The 17,178-nt window shown below is 42.9% G+C and carries 18 protein-coding genes and 1 riboswitch; of the genes, 1 reads left to right on the forward strand and 17 read right to left on the reverse strand.

The annotated features are described in order from the left end of the window. Nucleotides 1-2: 2 nt before the first annotated feature. Entirely contained in the window at nt 3-1,070 is a 1,068-nt protein-coding gene (locus FQV26_RS16565; RefSeq protein WP_146558926.1) for an NAD(P)/FAD-dependent oxidoreductase, read from the reverse strand. 152 nt (nt 1,071-1,222) lie between these two features. Here FQV26_RS16565 and FQV26_RS16570 point away from each other — a divergent pair, with 152 nt between their 5' ends. Next, nucleotides 1,223-1,459: a YuzB family protein gene (locus FQV26_RS16570; RefSeq protein WP_146558928.1), complete on the forward strand. Its 237-nt coding sequence runs from the start codon at nt 1,223-1,225 to the stop codon at nt 1,457-1,459. A gap of 140 nt (nt 1,460-1,599) precedes the next feature. Here FQV26_RS16570 and FQV26_RS16575 read toward each other — a convergent pair whose 3' ends face one another. From FQV26_RS16575 to sufC, 16 genes are all read right to left on the reverse strand, one after another. Then, nucleotides 1,600-2,370: a TIGR01457 family HAD-type hydrolase gene (locus tag FQV26_RS16575; RefSeq protein ID WP_146558930.1), complete on the reverse strand. Its 771-nt coding sequence runs from the start codon at nt 2,368-2,370 to the stop codon at nt 1,600-1,602. Continuing rightward, nucleotides 2,360-2,815, reverse strand: coding sequence for a DUF86 domain-containing protein (locus FQV26_RS16580; protein WP_146558932.1), 456 nt, complete (start codon nt 2,813-2,815; stop codon nt 2,360-2,362). The genes FQV26_RS16575 and FQV26_RS16580 overlap by 11 nt, the downstream gene beginning before the upstream one ends. Nucleotides 2,816-2,898: 83 nt before the next feature. Then, nucleotides 2,899-3,225 (reverse strand): YutD family protein, encoded by a 327-nt coding sequence (locus FQV26_RS16585; RefSeq protein ID WP_146558934.1) that lies wholly within the window; start codon nt 3,223-3,225, stop codon nt 2,899-2,901. Between the two features lie 15 nt (nt 3,226-3,240). Further along, nucleotides 3,241-4,164, reverse strand: a complete 924-nt coding sequence (lipA, locus tag FQV26_RS16590; protein WP_146558936.1) for a lipoyl synthase — start codon at nt 4,162-4,164, stop codon at nt 3,241-3,243. A gap of 144 nt (nt 4,165-4,308) precedes the next feature. Continuing rightward, complete coding sequence (locus FQV26_RS16595) at nt 4,309-4,440, reverse strand: methionine/alanine import family NSS transporter small subunit (protein WP_146558937.1); 132 nt, start codon at nt 4,438-4,440, stop codon at nt 4,309-4,311. A gap of 15 nt (nt 4,441-4,455) precedes the next feature. After that, the gene (locus tag FQV26_RS16600; protein WP_146558939.1) at nt 4,456-5,976 is read right to left on the reverse strand and encodes a sodium-dependent transporter; all 1,521 of its coding nucleotides are present in this window, start codon (nt 5,974-5,976) and stop codon (nt 4,456-4,458) included. A 191-nt stretch (nt 5,977-6,167) separates the two neighbouring features. Beyond that, nucleotides 6,168-7,745 carry a Na+/H+ antiporter NhaC family protein gene (locus FQV26_RS16605; RefSeq protein WP_146558941.1) on the reverse strand — a complete coding sequence of 526 codons (1,578 nt, stop codon included), beginning with the start codon at nt 7,743-7,745 and terminating at the stop codon, nt 6,168-6,170. Nucleotides 7,746-7,854: 109 nt separating this feature from the next. Next, nucleotides 7,855-8,035, reverse strand: a riboswitch (Lysine riboswitch). 71 nt (nt 8,036-8,106) lie between these two features. Beyond that, entirely contained in the window at nt 8,107-9,450 is a 1,344-nt protein-coding gene (locus FQV26_RS16610) for a bifunctional metallophosphatase/5'-nucleotidase (RefSeq protein WP_146558943.1), read from the reverse strand. 12 nt (nt 9,451-9,462) lie between these two features. Then, nucleotides 9,463-10,290, reverse strand: coding sequence for a sulfite exporter TauE/SafE family protein (locus FQV26_RS16615; RefSeq protein ID WP_146558944.1), 828 nt, complete (start codon nt 10,288-10,290; stop codon nt 9,463-9,465). Continuing rightward, entirely contained in the window at nt 10,290-11,150 is an 861-nt protein-coding gene (locus tag FQV26_RS16620; protein WP_146558947.1) for a DUF72 domain-containing protein, read from the reverse strand. Before FQV26_RS16620 ends, FQV26_RS16615 begins: the two co-directional genes overlap by 1 nt. A 361-nt stretch (nt 11,151-11,511) precedes the next feature. Then, nucleotides 11,512-11,700 (reverse strand): hypothetical protein, encoded by a 189-nt coding sequence (locus tag FQV26_RS16625; protein ID WP_146558949.1) that lies wholly within the window; start codon nt 11,698-11,700, stop codon nt 11,512-11,514. Nucleotides 11,701-11,864: 164 nt separating this feature from the next. Further along, nucleotides 11,865-13,262, reverse strand: a complete 1,398-nt coding sequence (gene sufB / locus FQV26_RS16630; protein ID WP_146558951.1) for a Fe-S cluster assembly protein SufB — start codon at nt 13,260-13,262, stop codon at nt 11,865-11,867. Between the two features lie 20 nt (nt 13,263-13,282). Further along, nucleotides 13,283-13,723, reverse strand: a complete 441-nt coding sequence (sufU, locus tag FQV26_RS16635) for a Fe-S cluster assembly sulfur transfer protein SufU (protein ID WP_146558953.1) — start codon at nt 13,721-13,723, stop codon at nt 13,283-13,285. Beyond that, nucleotides 13,713-14,942: a cysteine desulfurase gene (locus FQV26_RS16640; protein WP_146558955.1), complete on the reverse strand. Its 1,230-nt coding sequence runs from the start codon at nt 14,940-14,942 to the stop codon at nt 13,713-13,715. Before FQV26_RS16640 ends, sufU begins: the two co-directional genes overlap by 11 nt. Continuing rightward, nucleotides 14,942-16,246, reverse strand: a complete 1,305-nt coding sequence (gene sufD / locus FQV26_RS16645; protein ID WP_146558957.1) for a Fe-S cluster assembly protein SufD — start codon at nt 16,244-16,246, stop codon at nt 14,942-14,944. Before sufD ends, FQV26_RS16640 begins: the two co-directional genes overlap by 1 nt. Before the next feature lie 18 nt (nt 16,247-16,264). Next, nucleotides 16,265-17,050: a Fe-S cluster assembly ATPase SufC gene (gene sufC, locus FQV26_RS16650; protein WP_315898450.1), complete on the reverse strand. Its 786-nt coding sequence runs from the start codon at nt 17,048-17,050 to the stop codon at nt 16,265-16,267. Nucleotides 17,051-17,178: the final 128 nt, after the last annotated feature.

Consider the following 17,178-nt stretch of genomic DNA (forward strand, 5'->3'; position numbering starts at 1 on the left):
CATTACCCGTTGTGCCATTTATACATCCACAACACGCCTGATTTCATCAAGCGAGCGATTCGGCCCGTCACAGTACGGTCTGCCAAATAAGCAAAACCTTGTTTCTTGCCAAGAGATCCGAGGAAGCCCTTTAGCTTGATTTCAGGCATGGTTTCAGGCAATTCTTCGCCTTTCCATGTCGCTTTTAACACTTTGACAATCTGTTCAGCCTGCTCTTCCGCTAATTGTGCTGAAGGAGCCATTGGCAATGCCGCACAATCACCTACGACGTAAACATGCTCATCGTTCGGCAATTGATGGTATTGGTTAATGACTATTCGCCCGCTGGCGTCACTTTCCAGCCCTAAATCCCGGACCGGCTTGACTGCTTGAATGCCTGCTGTCCAAACCACTGCATCCACGGGAATCGTTTCCTCGTGATTATAGAGCATATTGGGTTCCACTTTGGTAATATTTGAATTTGATACTACATCGACATTATTGTTCTCAAACCATTTTTTGACGAAATTACTTAAGCGCTCAGGAAAGTCGCGCAGGATTCGCGGACTCCGGTCAAACAGCTTAATATTCAAGTCTTTTCGGCTTTCGCGCAATTCACTGGCCAGCTCAATGCCGCTGAGTCCAGCGCCTACTACGCCTACTACCGCCCCTGCAGGCAAACCAAGCAACGCCTGATATGTGGCACGTGATTTGCCGATGGTCTGTATACTGTGAGTAAACTCATCAGCTCCCGGTACATTATGGTATTTGTCTTCGCAACCTAAACCGATCACGAGATCGTCATAAGCGATGCGTTCGCCATTTTCCATGAAGATGCATTTTTCCTGAAGGCCGATTTCCAATATTTCACCATTCACAACCGTTAAGCGCTCATGCTCGGGGAAAGGAACGCGGACTTCCTGGTCTGATTCTGTACCAGCTGCCAGTGCATAAAATTCTGTTTTCATACTATGGAATGGTGTCCGGTCAATTAAAATGATTTCGGTATCCTGGGGTAGGCTGGCTGGCAACAAGCGAAGCAAAATCCGCATATTGCCGTAACCGCCTCCAAGTAAAACTAATTTTCGCATAAAAATCTCCTTTAATTTTCGTCTGTCTCATCAATTTCTCACATATGAGTATAGCTGATTGTGATAACTTTCACAATGCTTTCGCTAGAAATCAATTAATTGACTCCAGCCCCGAAAAAAGGTAGGATTTCGTTGTAGTGAGGTGACATAGATTGAAACCGATTGTTGAATTTTGTATCAGTAATATTGTTAATGGAGCACAAGATTCTTTTGAAAAACTTGAACGGGATCCTAATCTCGATGTTTTGGAATACGGCTGCTTAAGCTATTGCACAAAATGTTCCGAATCTCTATATGCCTTGGTTAACGGGGAAATCGTTGAAGCTGACTCTCCCGAAGAACTGACGAAAAAAGTCTACGAATTCATAGAGGAAAACCCGTTGTTTTAAGCCGTTGAAAAACGGCTTTTTTTTATTGGCTTCCGATTAGCCGCTAACTTTAATACGTTCGCCTCTCGCAGGCAGTTCAGCCCGGCAAAGCGATTTCATATCCCATAACTCGGCTTTTACTGTAACTTTCTAAGCTTTTCTCAAACTTCCCAAAACCCAAGATTTTCTATTGCAAAGCTTGGTGGCTGTTTTTTTTTCAGCACTGTCTCCATGGGTGTAACACCCGTGTTGACATGTATAGTATCAATTCCGAAGCGGATTCCGGCCTGGATATCAGTGTCATAATTGTCCCCGATCATCACCATCTCACTTTTTTCAAAACCTGATTCATGTTGGATTGCTTCCAGCATATGAATTTCCGGTTTACCGATGAAAACCGGGTCCACATCGGTTGAAGCAGCTACCAATGCGGTAAAAGCTCCGTTTCCCGGTAACAAACCTTTTTCGGAAGGAAAGGCCAAATCTTGGTTGGTCGATAGAAAAACCGCCCCTTTTCGAATTTCCAGACAGGCAGTCGCCAGTTTATCATACGTGATGTTTCGATCGATTCCCATCAACACAATACCCGCTTGTTCCTCTACTCTCTCAAGACCTTCCTGACGAAGCGCCTGGTCCAGTCCATCCGACCCGATCATGTATACCGAACGTCCTGGATACCAGCGCTTGATGTACTTTGCTGCAGCAATTGCCGACGACATGATGCGTTCTTTTTTCGCTGTGATGCCGAAACCGGCCATTTTGTCTTTTAGTTGCTGCTGGGTCATAGAAGCATTATTGGTTATAAAGAATGGTTCAATGCCTTTTTGCTGTAAGCGCTCGACAAAGTTAGCCGCCTCTTCAACCGCCTCAATTCCACGGTAAACCGTACCATCCAAATCCAGACAATAAGCTCGATATTTTCTATTTATCATTTTTTTCCTCTGGTATAAATGCTGATACCGGTCCCAGTTCGTGAACAAGATAATGCTCTACTTTCGGTCCAAACGCCTTTAACGACTCCATATTTTCATCGATAGCTTCTTTAACAGCTTGCTGATCCACTTTCATGAACTGCCGCACCAACATTTTTCGCAATGCAATAACCCGTTTCAACGGTTGATCCATTTCTTCTGTAATCACTTTTTCATCGACCAAAATGTCGATAATGTCATCATAGCTCCCCGGATCACGCATAATGAATCCATCGATCATCGAGTTGCCGACATCTATGATCGACTCAATGATGTTTGCACCAATGCGCTCTAAGGCAAGCTTGTCGCCAAATGATGTCCAGTGCTGCCGTCCTTCATAAAAATCCAATAACTCATTCATGTACTGAATCGTTTCAGTGATTTTGCTGCGGTCAATAAAATACATAAAAATACCCTCCAGTAGGCGTTTGAAAATCTTTCATTTCTTTCTTTATCATATCATAATGTATGAAAAAAACCCCCGGCGGATTAAATATCCGCTTCGGGAGCCTGCTGCTCTGCTTCTTCAATTGGAGGTGCTGCTTTTCCAACTTTCTTTACGACGAAATACGCACAGCCAAAATTGCAGTATTCATAAAGATAGTCCTGCAGCGTACTGATTTTCGTATCATAGGTTGCTTTGTGGTTGGTATCTTCAAAAAAGCCTTTTAAGCGCAATTGTCCATAGCCCCAGTCACCCAGGATGTAATCGTATTTAGACAGGATTTCGCTATAGCGCGCTGTTAATGCCTCTTCTTGGAAACCTTCCCGGTAATCGATTAATATATCATAATTCCACTGATCCAATGTGATCAATTTTCTCACCATCCATTAGCTGTTTATAGCAGCTGCTTGCTCTTCTCCGAGGCGCTGACGCTCTTTGGCAGCTGCATTGACTTGCTCATCCGCATGGTAGCTGCTCCGAACCAGAGGACCTGATTGGCAATGCGAGAACCCTTTAGTCATCGCAATTTCCCAGAATTCCTTAAATTCCTTTGGCGAGTAGTATTTCTGTACGTTCAGATGTTTTTTTGAAGGCTGTAGGTATTGACCGATCGTCATGATATCAACGCCATTTGCCCGAAGGTCATCCATGACTTCAATAATCTCTTCTTTGGTTTCTCCCAAACCGATCATCAAAGAAGATTTTGTCGGAATTTCCGGATGGAGCTCTTTTGAACGCTTCAATAGTTCCAATGAACGGTCATATTTAGCCCGTGCTCTGACTCTTGGAGTCAAGCGGCGTACTGTCTCAATATTATGATTTAAAATATCCGGTTTCGCATCCATTAGCCGTTCCAGATTTTCTTGGATTCCACCCATATCAGAAGGCAGGACTTCGACCGTTGTAAATGGATTGGCGCGCTTGATTGCCCGAATGGTTTCAGCAAAAACAGCTGATCCGCCATCTTTCAAATCATCTCTCGCTACTGCGGTGATGACTGCATGTTTCAGGTTCATCATTTTCACGGAAGCTGCGACGCGTTCAGGCTCTTGCAGATCCAATTCGTTCGGCAAGCCTGTTTTTACAGCGCAAAATCGGCATGCTCTCGTACAAACAGCACCCAGAATCATAAAAGTAGCGGTTCTTCTTGTTCCCCAGCATTCGTGGATGTTTGGGCATTTCGCTTCTTCACACACCGTGTTTAGGTTGTTTTCCCGCATCATTTTCTTTAAATCCGTATAGTTTTCATTGGTGTTCAGTTTAATCTTTAACCAATCGGGCTTTCTGAGATGTTCTTGTTTTGTTGACACGCACATCGTCCCCTATCTACCTGATTTATGTATGGAATCCTTTTCAGTTCCAAATGTATCATATAAATCTGCTCCTCACAAGCACGCATCTCGGTCTCAAAGCGCAGAAAAGCCCGGAAACTTGGAAGTTTCCGAGCTTGTAAATTATACGTTATCTGCAGCGTCTCTCGCTTTGTTCTTTTTGCTGCTGCCGATTGCATGTACAATACTAGCAGCCAAGCCACCCCAAATGATGATCATACCGATAATCATCACTACAATTGAACCTGTAGTCATATGAAGCTCCTCCTTTTAATTGCGTTCGTCGTATTCCCCTTGCTCTTTATGCCATTTTCCAAGTGAGATGAGAATGCCAAAGATCAGTGCAGCTGCAGCTACTGCCACACCTCCTGACAACGTAAACATGTCAGAATATCCTTCATAGTTTCCGGTTTCTGTTTCAAACTGTTTTAGGATATTCAGTTTCAATAGACCGAACATCATATAACCCAACACGATTGGTGTGATAATTCCAAGACTGAACTTCCACCAAGCGCCCAAACGGATGTCTGAGATTTCGTTGGCGTGGCCTTTAAGAAGATCCGCTTTGCGGAATACCCAAACGACCAGAACAACTTCCACTAAGCCGATTGCTGCAACCCCGAACTGGTTGATGAAGTAATCTGCAAGATCCAGGAAGAACAAACCGCCCTGTGTAGCAAATAGGATCGAAATCAAAGCTGCAAGTCCGCCTCCGAAAAGCACTGACTTTTTACGTGAAATACCGAACTTCTCAGAGAAACCGGCTACATAAGTTTCCGTGATTGAAATCAAGGATGTTAATCCGGCAAGCGTTAAAGACAAGAAGAACAAGAAGCCGAACAAACCGTTAAAGCCCGGAAACTCATTGATAATCTGCGGGAAGACTACAAACGCAAGTCCGACCCCAGCAGTGGCTACCTCACTAACTGCCACTCCTTGTTGAGATGCCATAAATCCGAGGGCTGCAAAAATCCCGATCCCGGCAAGCAACTCAAAACTTGAGTTTGCAAATCCTGTGATAAATGCGTTGTTCGTGATATCTGATTTTTTAGGAAGATAACTTGAATAAGTGATCATGATGGCAAATGCTACGGATAAACTGAAGAAAATATGTCCGTAAGCCGCAACCCAAACCGATGGATCGAGTATGGCATCAAAATCCGGTTGGAAGAAAGCTTCCAAACCTACTAAAGCTCCATCTAACGTAACAGCCCGGACCACAACTGCGAAGAAAATGATCAGTAAAGTCGGGATAAAAATACGATTGGCCATTTCAATACCTTTTTTAACGCCGGCGAGTAGAATTCCCAATGTAATGATCCAGACTAGAGCTAAGGGAATAAATACGCCCCATACAATTCCACCAGTTTGTCCTGGTTGAACTGTCAGCTGCAAAAAAGTATTGAATAGGAAGTCTTGTGTATCTGTACCCCATGCCTGATTGAAAGAAAATATAGTATAGCGCATTGCCCAGGCGATAATAACGGCATAGTAAACAGATATGACAAAGGACACAAATACTGCCCACCATCCGAGCCATTCTAATTTTTTACCACCCATTCTAAAGAATGACAAAGGTGCTGATCCCCGGTACTTGTGTCCGATAGTGAATTCCAAAATAAGAATTGGTATTCCTGCAGTCAACAGAGCGAATAAGTACGGTATAAAGAATGCTCCTCCACCATTTTCGTATGCAACATATGGAAATCTCCAAATGTTACCTAGTCCTACTGCAGAGCCGACGGCAGCCATGATAAAGCCGGCACGTGTACCCCATTGCGAACGTTCCATCTCTCTTCCCCCTTTTCTTCCCATTTTATTTACATAAAACTAGGAATTTTGATTATTTTCAGATTATTAGTCGATCTAAAAATAGTATACCGAGAGGCCTGTTTAAAGTAAAGATGAATTAACAATATATTTGAAAAAAACTATTGCGGCAAAAGTAAAAAGGCAGAGAATATGCTTCTCTGCCTTTGTTTTTAAGATGCTTTTTGTTGTTTTTCAATAATAGTTGTGCGTTGAGACCAGACAACAAAGAGAACTGCCAGTACAATCAGCACTGTTCCTAATGACATCAGCAATGAACCTGTGAATCCCATGACAATATACCCTATCGCAGCGATACCCGCAGCCGTTAATGCATACGGAATCTGAGTCAAGACGTGATCCATATGGTTACTTCCAGCTCCAGTCGATGACAGGATTGTCGTATCGGAGATTGGTGAACAATGATCTCCAAATACCGCACCCGCCAGAACAGCAGATAAAGCAGGCAGCAGCAGTGATGGCTCGGCTTCGATCATGATGGTCCCAGCTATCGGCAAAAGAATACCGAACGATCCCCATGATGTTCCTGTAGAGAAAGCCATAACACCAGCTAAAACAAATAATAGAACTGGCAGAATGGCGGTAGGAACATTTCCTTCAGAAACCACACCAGCCAAGTAAGCGCCCGTTTCGAGCGATCCGATTAAAGAAGTCAGTGACCAGGCAAAAACTAAAATCAGCACGGCGCCTATCATCGACTTGATGCCTGCCCATATTCCTTTGCCGATCCAACCGGCATTGGCTGTTTCGTTCTTTTTCATTTGTAGGATATAAAGAATGATCGACGTCAGCGCGCCTAATATTCCGCCTACCAATAATGACGCAGGTACATCGGTGTTTTCAAAAATCAACCAAATGTCGAATACTTGACCGGCGTTCTGATAGCCGGTCCAAATCATTGCCCCCACTGTACCGACAATTAACAGCAATATCGGAAGCAATAAGTCTCTGACATGGCCATGTGAGTGGGATGGAAAATCTTCTTTCATCTCACCCGGAATTGGTTTTTCAGGATTGAAAAGCTGCCCCTTCGAAATTGCCAGCACTTCATGTTTTTTCATTTCTCCAAAATCAACATCACGGATTGCCACAAAAAAGACGATGGCCAATGAAGCGACTACGTAGAAGTTCATCGGCGCCATCCATAAGAAAGCTTCCAGTGCGGAGTATTCCACAAAGGTCTGACCTGCTAGGATGGTTGCGATGATTCCGATAATGGCTGCACCCCAACTTGAGACTGGAGAGACTACACAGACCGGTGCGGCAGTCGAGTCAATAAAGTAAGCAAGTTTAGCCCGTGAAATTTTGTAGCGGTCTGTGATTGGCCGTGCTACTTGTCCGACGGCCAATGCATTGAAATAATCATCGATGAAGATGACAATTCCTAAAGCCACTGTCAAAACTTTTGCCCCTCGGCGTGACTTAACGCGTGTCGAAGCCCATTCGGCAAAAGCATGACTGCCTCCTGACAGGCTGACAAATGCTGTAATGATGCCCAGCAATAAAAGAAAAAGAATGATAAAGACATTGTAAGCATTAAAGCCTTCATCCCAAAAAATAATCGTGAAGGATGAAACAAGTTCCTGCAGTGCTGCAACTGGTGCGAACCACGTCAAGATGACAGCTGCGGCGATTATACCGGTACCGAGCGACAGCAGGACACGGCGTGTTAATAACACCATGACGATTGCAATGATCGGCGGCAAAATCGAATAAATCGTATTCTCCATGAAAACTCCTCCTAGTTTTTGATGGGGGAAAAGTGAGACAAAAAAGGCTGACCTCTCCAGTTGGATAAAGTCAGCCTTCTACAATTCGTCTGTGCAATAAAACATCAAACAACCCTGTAGCTCTCCATTTAAGCTTCCGCTTAAATGACAGTGACATTCTTATTCAGAATGACCCCAATCAATTTCCTTTGACCCAGAAAATCAATTTCGGCAAAACTTCCTTTCAGATGTGTTCTTCGCGGTCAAACTCACACATCCTACTGATCAGTCCTGCAGCCTCTACCCACCAATATAGATTTCTTTGTTAGCATATCTCATAACCAAAACAAAATCAAATGCCGATTTACTCTGAAAATTCCTTCTACTTAAAGGCTCTGCTGCGAAAATACTGGCTGAACACATCCCGCAGAAACTCAGGCATGAAATAGGTTTTGGCCGCTCTTTTCAAACTCGGGAAAAAGTAGCCAAACGTCATCATATCCAATGTCACCAACCGGTATATTTGATCATGCACAGCCAATTTTCCGTTGATGTAAAATCGATGATCGACAAGCTCCATATTCAAGTGAATCATCTTGCCGAAGACTACACCCCTAAATCCCATTCCCTTCAACTCGAGCTGCGGCCATTCCGAATTCAAAGACTGAAGGTAGATCTCCTTCAATTCCGCTCCACTTAACTCGACAAGGCAAGGATTGATTGGATGAGGGAGCATTTTGTGAAAATCGTAGCGCGTCATAGCCCCTTCAGGCATATCTTCCAAGAATATTCCGGCGTTGAACAATGCACAATCTGCTTCGGCAAAATCAATCAGCGCTTGGCCAAATAAAGTACCCAGTTCTGAATCCTTGAACCATTCTGCCTTGAGCTTTTTCGTACTATGAAAGATCAGCTCGTCCAATTGCTTTTTTCCCTGTTCAACTAAAAATTCGTCAAACCCTTCTCCCACTTCATGCAAACTGGAAGTTTCGATCAATCTTGCTTTGGTTTTTTTAAATACTTCTTCTATAGTAATGTGTCCGATATAGTATCCAAACTTTCCTGCAGCACCTAACAGCGTATCGCCCTGCCACTTTCCTTCATGGAAAATATGATGGGTATGGGCACCGAGCAGGATGTCAATCTCGGGGCAAAGCTCAGCTAACAGCTCATCTTCCCTAATCCCGAGATGCGACAAGCAGATGATTAGATCTGTATCTCCTTCGATTTCTTTCACAACTTGGACAATTGATGCTTTCGCATCTGTAATTTCCCATCCCAACTTACGGTAAAATGGTGTAAATTCTGCAGTCGCTCCAACAACACCGATACGGGTTCCTTTAGCTGTGCGGATAATATGATAGGGTTTTGCCCATTCTGGACGCTGGCCCTCTAAATCGAATAAATTTGACACCACTACTTCAAAATCCGCCTGAACATACAAATTATTAAGTTCTTCTTTCGAAAGCGTAATGCCTTCATTGTTGCCGATCGTTACCACATCGTATTCTGCCTCATTCAGCAGGAGCACATTTCCTTTACCAGTTGTTCCTTCTGTATAAGGATGAGAACGGTCAGCATGATCTCCAATATCAAAAATTAGGCACACGTCCCCTTCTTCTTCATGCCATCTTTTTCGATCAGCTAAAAATGACTTGATCCGCGGCCAATTTGTAAAATGACTATGCAAATCATTCGTATGATATATATGAATAGTTTCGCTCATGAAAACACCTCTTTAAGAACTGAATATTCCTTCGTAAATTGAACGCAATCCCAAAACCAGGAGAACAAGCCGCAAAATCGTTACCAGCATCTCTGAATCAAGATTTTTATTGAATTTGGCACCTATTTTTGCGCCGATGTAAGCGCCTGGTACAATTGCAATCGTATAGACCCATGGAACATGCCCCAACGCAATATGGGTAGTCGAATTGACGATGGCTGATAAGAAAACCATGAACATCGATGTTCCAATGGCTACATGAGGTGGAAATAAAAAAAGGAGAATCATGGCAGGGACAATGATTGATCCGCCGCCAATACCGAATAACCCTGAAGCAAACCCTACAAAAAATGTTAACAGCAATGCAAATAAAATGGGATATCCGTAGACGTACTGTTTATTGTATTTATCTGTAAACGTCGTTTTGCGGCCGTTATCAACGAACCAGTTCACCGCCTTCAGGTGATTACGCAGCAGCAACAAAATCGATAAGAAAACAAGAAGGATGCCAAAATACAAATTGAATGAAGGCAGATCCAAATTTTTATTTACAAATGCCCCTATTACTGTCCCAGGGGCACTGCCGGCAAAGAAAATAAGTCCGCTTTTATAATCCACCGTCCGAACCTTCATATAAGCCAGTGTAGAGGACATGCCTGTAAAAATCATCATGATAACAGACAAACCTACAATTTTTTGAGGGGATAGTTCAGGAAAGAACTCAAAACTGGTACCCAAAAACAACAAAGCAGGAACGAGTATAACGCCTCCCCCTAAGCCTATCAAGGCGCCAACAATGCCAGATACGATCCCGACAAGCGCCATGACCAGAAAAACCATCAAAATCCTCCTTCAAATAAATCCATCTGCTTTGGCGAAAGGCCATCGAACGATAAATCATTCATTTTTTGGAACTGTTTGGCATCACCTGCCGCATGCCCTCCTGAATTGTTATTGAAAATAATATAGACAGTTTCTGCATTGTCAGCTAATTTTTTTACTGCCTGGCTGATTTCCTCGAGTTCTTCTTGATTGTAATCATATAAGTAACGCACTTCCCGCCATTTTTGTCCATGTCCAGGATTTGTCCAACCATGGACATTGCGGCCGTGTAACCGCACCAGCACCTTGTCTTTTCTTGAGGAAATCGGAACGAGCGGTATTGAACCATCTCCTGCTTGAGGTTCATCACAAACCGAATGGATCAAGTTATTATCCCGAAGAAAATCCAAAGTTTTTTCGCTCATGCCATTGGCATACCAAGATTGATGACGAAATTCTATCGCCATATCAAATTCTTTCAAACGTTCTGTAATTTCCCTTAACTGATCGACATTTTCTTTTTGGCAATCAAACCAAGGTGGAAATTGGAGAAGCACCATCGCCAGCTTGCCGGCTTCTTTTAAAGGGCGAATCGATTTACTGAACGCCTCAAACATTTCATCACGCGATTCGAATGGATTTTCTCCGCGTTGATGGCCTGTCATTCCTTGATAGGCTTTTACTACGAATTGAAACTGATCAGGTGTTTCTTCAATCCACTTCCGTATATTTCGTTCAGGTTGTACTGCATAAAAAGAAGAATCCAATTCAACTATTGGAAAATGCGCACTATAATCGATTAACTTTTCTGTTTTCTTTGAGCCTGGGCTATAGACATCCGGATGGTCTCCCCAACCCGTCAAACCTACATAAATCATTGTCCCGCCTCCATTTATCGTTATTATTTTATGATAGCATAGAAAAAATAGAACGTCTTTTTTTAAAGAGATATCCTTCAGGACAAATGAAATTTTATAGAGAAATTACGGATGACGCCAATAAAATCCACTTATTAAAATTGCTTTGGAAATGTTTCAATAAAATACCCCATCTTTTAACTCGCAGATAAACTCGTTTGGTATAATGCCGGCACCATATTAAATTTGCTACTTTAAGAATACGCAAAAACTGGTAGATCACAGCACATGGGAAGCGCTGTAAAATATAAAAAAACCCAAAGCATACGATTCGTATACTTTAGGTTATTTCACTTATCTTCTTCGATTTCATGTCCATGTTTCAGAGTATTCCGCCGAGACCTTTACCTCCGCCAATGACGGATTTCGCTGATTCCATTAGTTCTTTCTTTTCAGTTGCATCAATTTCTCCATCTTCGTGAGCTTGTTTTGCCTGTTCCATAACTTCTTTGGCTTGCCCTAAGTCTGCGTTGCTGAGCTTTTCTTTCAATGCATCGAATTTTTGACTCATATCTGCAATTCCTCCTTAAAATTTGTCTACGTAGATTCTATACCCGTTGCAAGAATCATAAAACGGCATATATTTAAGGTCAAAACAGACAAGGTCCAGCATGCCATAAAATCAACAAAAAACCTTGGCATGAGATTAGTCATACCAAGGTTTGCATTTTTTTATTAACCGATAGAGCCTTCCATTTCGAACTTGATCAAACGGTTCATTTCCACCGCGTATTCCATTGGAAGTTCTTTTGTGAATGGCTCGATAAAGCCCATTACGATCATTTCTGTTGCTTCCTGCTCAGAAACACCGCGGCTCATCAAGTAGAACAATTGCTCTTCAGATACTTTCGAAACTTTCGCTTCGTGCTCTAAAGATACATTGTCGTTCAAGATTTCATTGTATGGAATTGTATCAGAAGTAGACTGATTATCCATAATCAATGTATCACATTCAATGTTTGAACGAGCGCCATCCGCTTTACGTCCGAAATGCACGATTCCACGGTACGAAACTTTGCCGCCTTGTTTCGAGATTGACTTCGAAACAATTGAAGAAGACGTATTCGGAGCCAAATGAATCATTTTCGCGCCTGCATCCTGGTGCTGTCCTTTACCAGCGATGGCAATCGACAAAGTCATGCCGCGTGCGCCTTCACCTTTCAAGTAAACAGCTGGATATTTCATCGTCAATTTAGAACCGATGTTTCCATCAATCCATTCCATTGTACCGTTTGCGTCTACAAATGCACGCTTCGTTACAAGGTTAAAGACGTTGTTTGCCCAGTTTTGAATCGTTGTATAACGGCAATAAGCATCTTTTTTCACAATGATTTCAACAACAGCAGAGTGAAGTGAATTCGTCGTGTAAACAGGAGCTGTACAGCCTTCTACGTAATGAACGCTTGCACCTTCATCAACAATGATCAAGGTACGCTCAAACTGACCCATGTTTTCAGAGTTGATACGGAAATAAGCTTGCAGCGGGGATTCCACTTTAATGCCTTTAGGCACATAGATGAAAGATCCACCAGACCAAACTGCCGTGTTCAATGCAGCAAATTTATTGTCTGCAGCTGGGATAACCGACTGCCAATATTCTTTGAAAAGGTCTTCGTTTTCGCGAAGTGCAGCACCAGTATCCTTAAAGACGATACCCATGTCTTCCAATTCAACTTTCATGTTGTGATAGACGACTTCAGATTCGTATTGGGCAGAAACACCAGCCAAGTATTTTTGCTCTGCTTCCGGAATTCCCAATTTGTCGAAAGTACGCTTAATTTCTTCAGGAACTTCATCCCATGAAGTCTGACTTGCTTCAGACGGTTTTACGTAATACGTAATTTCATCGAAATTCAATGAAGCTAAATCGCCGCCCCATTGTGGCATCGGCATTGAATAGAACAATTTCAATGCTTTCAGACGGGATTTCAACATCCATTCCGGTTCTTCTTTGATTTTCGAAATTTCTCTTACAATGTCTTCAGTGAGTCCACGTTTAGACCTGAATACTGAAACATCCTTGTCATGGAACCCATATTTATAATCACCGATTTCTGGCATTTTTTTCGCCATCGTCGTTCCTCCGTTCTGTGTTACGATTTTTCTTCGTTTTGCACGCCTTTTTCCATGGCTTTCCATGCTAAAGTCGCACATTTGATACGGGCCGGAAACTGAGAGACGCCTTGCAATGCTTCAATATCACCGAGATCAATTGAATCATCGTACTCTTTGCCTAGCATCATATCAGAAAAGATGCCGGAAAGCTTTAATGCCGTATCAATTTCCTGTCCTTTGACAGCCTGCGTCATCATGGAAGCTGACGCCATTGAAATCGAACATCCTTCACCATCAAACTTCGCATCTTTGACAATGCCGTCTTCGACCTGCAAAGTCAATTGGATGCGATCTCCGCAGGTCGGATTGTTCATCTCGATTGTGACGCTATTATTTTCGATCGTCCCTTTATTGCGGGGCGTTTTATAATGGTCCATAATAACTTGTCGGTATAATTGATCTAAATTATTAGAAGGCATCGCTAAAATACTCCTTTGTCGAACGCAGCCCTTCCACTAAGCGATCTACATCTGACTCGCTATTATATAAGTAGAAGCTCGCGCGTGCTGTAGCTGTAACTTCCAGCCATTTCATTAAAGGCTGCGCACAATGATGGCCTGCACGGACTTCAATGCCGCTCATATCAAGGACAGTTGCGACATCATGCGGATGGACATCATTCAAATTGAAAGTGACAATGCCAGCCCGTTGCTGTGGATCTGCTGGTCCGTATATTTCCAGACCTTCAATTGTGCTCATTTTCTCCATTGCATAAGCAGCCATTTGATGTTCATGCTTCTCAATTTCATTTAAGCCGATTTCGTTTAGGAAATCAATTGCTGCGCCTAATCCAACTGCACCTGCAATGATTGGTGTACCGCCTTCAAATTTCCAAGGCAGCTCTTTCCATGTCGAATCATATAAACCGACGAAGTCAATCATTTCCCCGCCAAATTCTATGGGTTCCATATTGTCCAACAAGGCCTTCTTGCCGTAAAGAACGCCAATCCCAGTAGGTCCACACATCTTGTGGCCAGAAAATGCAAAGAAATCACAGTCAAGCTGCTGAACATCTATTTTTAGATGGGGTGCCGCTTGGGCTCCATCAACCACCATGACCGCTCCATTTTCGTGCGCAATCTGTGCAACTTCTTTTACTGGATTCATTGTACCAAGAACATTCGAGACATAAACCATGGAAACAATTTTAGTACGTTCCGTTACGGCCGCACGTACTTGTTCCAAAGAAATGGTACCGTCTTTTTCAAGTTCTACATATTTTAAAATGGCTCCACGTTCTTTCGCCAATTGCTGCCATGGAATAATATTGGAGTGATGCTCCATGTAGGTAATGACAATTTCGTCGCCTTCTTCTACATTGGCTCTGCCGTAACTTTGCGCAATAAGATTAATGGCTGTTGTCGTTCCCCGCAGGAAGATGGTTTCTTCCGTTGAATTGGCGTTGATAAATTTCCGGACTTTCTCGCGTGCGCCTTCATACTTTTCAGTAGCGCGATTCCCAAGCGTATGGACGCCACGGTGTACATTGGCATTGTCCAGTTCATAATAATTTTTCAATGCCTCAATGACTTGAACCGGCTTTTGTGATGTAGCAGCACTGTCCAAATAAACCAATGGATGGCCATTTATTTCTTGTTTGAGTATCGGAAAATAGCTTTTTATCTCTTGGTTGATCATTAGCGGACTTTCCTTTCGATAACCTCCGTCAATTGCTTTTTAACGCCTTCGATTGGCAATACACGAACAACCGGTGCCAAGAAGCCGTGAATAACAAGACGTTCAGCTTCTTGTTTTGTAATACCGCGGCTCATCAAATAATACAATTGCAGCGGATCTACCCGCCCGACTGAAGCGGCATGTCCTGCCGTTACATCATCTTCATCAATTAGAAGAATCGGGTTTGCGTCCCCGCGGGCTTTTTCGCTTAACATCAATACACGCGATTCCTGTTCAGCATTGGCTTTTGTCGCACCATGTTCGATTTTGCCGATACCGTTGAAAATAGCGGATGCTGCCTCTTTCATAACGCCATGAGTTAAAATCTGGCCTTCTGAATTTTTGCCCCAATGTCTGACAGTAGTTGTAAAGTTTTGCTTCTGGGAACCTCTTCCGACCACGACTGTTTTTGTATCGCCCGTTGAATTATCGCCGATCAAGTGAGTCGTGTTTTCAGAGATGGTATCGCTATCGTTCATCATGCCAAGCGCCCATTCAATCGTCGCATCGCGTTTTGCAACTCCGCGGCGGTTGATATAAGCAGTAAAGCCTTCAGCCAGTACATCTACTGCACCGTATGTGATTTTTGCATTGTCTTCCGCAATGACTTCAGAAACAATATTCGCCAATCCGTTAGCGTGTGGAATAGTTGAGATATAAGTTTCAACATAAGTCACTTGGCTGCTTGTATCTGCTACTACCAACACATGGTTGAACAGCGAAGCATCTTCGTTATCGTGGATAAATACCACTTGGACAGGTTCTTCAATTACGACATTTTTCGGAACATATAGAAATACCCCGCCGTTTAATAATGCTGCATGAAGTGACGTTAATTTATGCTCTTCCGCTTTCACGGCCTCGTTCATAAAGTATTTCCCAACAAGATCAGCATGGTCGCGAATCGCTGTGAAAATATCTGTCAAGATAACTCCTTGTGCTTTCAGCTCTTCAGGCAACGCTGAATATGCTGGTGTATTGTTATGCTGGATATACAGGTTTTTCTGTTCCAAATCAACAAGAGACTGAACTTCTTTAGGTAACTCTGTAAGCGAAGAGTAAGTTGAGCTCTCTGTTGAATGAACCGGAAATTCTGTAAAGTTCCAGGCGGCAATCTTTGTTTTATCAGGTTTTGGCAGCGGCAATGCTTCCACAGCTGCAAGCGCCTGAACGCGTAAGTTTGTAAACTCTTCAGGTTCTGATTTAGAAGCCGAGAAGGCACGTACGTCCTGCTCGGTTATTGTTAAACTTGTTTCAACCGTCACGTTAGTTGCCCCTTCCAATTAAGCTTGTTGTCCTACAGTCTCGTCTTCAATGCCAAGTTCAACTTTGATCCAGTCATAGCCTTCGGATTCAAGTTTATGAGAAAGTTCTTCCCCACCTGACTTAACTACACGTCCTTGCATCATTACGTGAACATGGTCTGGAGTAATGTAGTTCAACAGACGCTGATAGTGGGTAATAATCAGGCAGCCAAAGTTTTCGCTTCTCATTTGGTTAATGCCTTCTGATACGACTTTCAGTGCATCGATATCCAATCCGGAGTCAATTTCATCCAAAATCGCGATTTTCGGTTTGATCATCATCAATTGAAGAATTTCATTGCGTTTCTTTTCCCCGCCTGAGAAACCTTCGTTCAAGTAGCGCTGTGCCATATCTTGCTCCATATCAAGGACTTCCATTTTGCTGTCCAATTCACGAATGAATTTCATCAATGAGATTTCATTGCCCTCTTCACGGCGTGCATTCATAGCAGAACGCATAAAGTCAGCATTGGTCACTCCTGAAATTTCGCTTGGGTATTGCATACCAAGGAAAAGTCCTGCGCGCGCACGTTCGTCAACTTCCATTTCCAATACGTCTTCGCCGTCCAAAGTGATGGACCCTTGCGTGATTTCGTATTTCGGATGACCCATGATAGCAGATGCTAAAGTTGATTTACCAGTACCGTTAGGTCCCATAATTGCATGTATTTCACCTGTATTAATTGTTAAGTCTACACCCTTTAAAATCTCTTTGTCTTCGATTTTAACGTGTAAATCTTTAATGACCAAAGTTGACATGTAAATACCTCCATAAAGTTAATGTTGAATGGCAAACCATTCTTAATTAGTATCATTCTAATCTTAACTTATATTCACCTTACTGGCAAATCATTAAACCGACTCAAAAGCTGTGGCAAAACATTTTAAAATAC

It is taken from the genome of Planococcus sp. CPCC 101016, assembly GCF_007859295.1.
In the GTDB taxonomy this organism is placed as follows: domain Bacteria; phylum Bacillota; class Bacilli; order Bacillales_A; family Planococcaceae; genus Planococcus.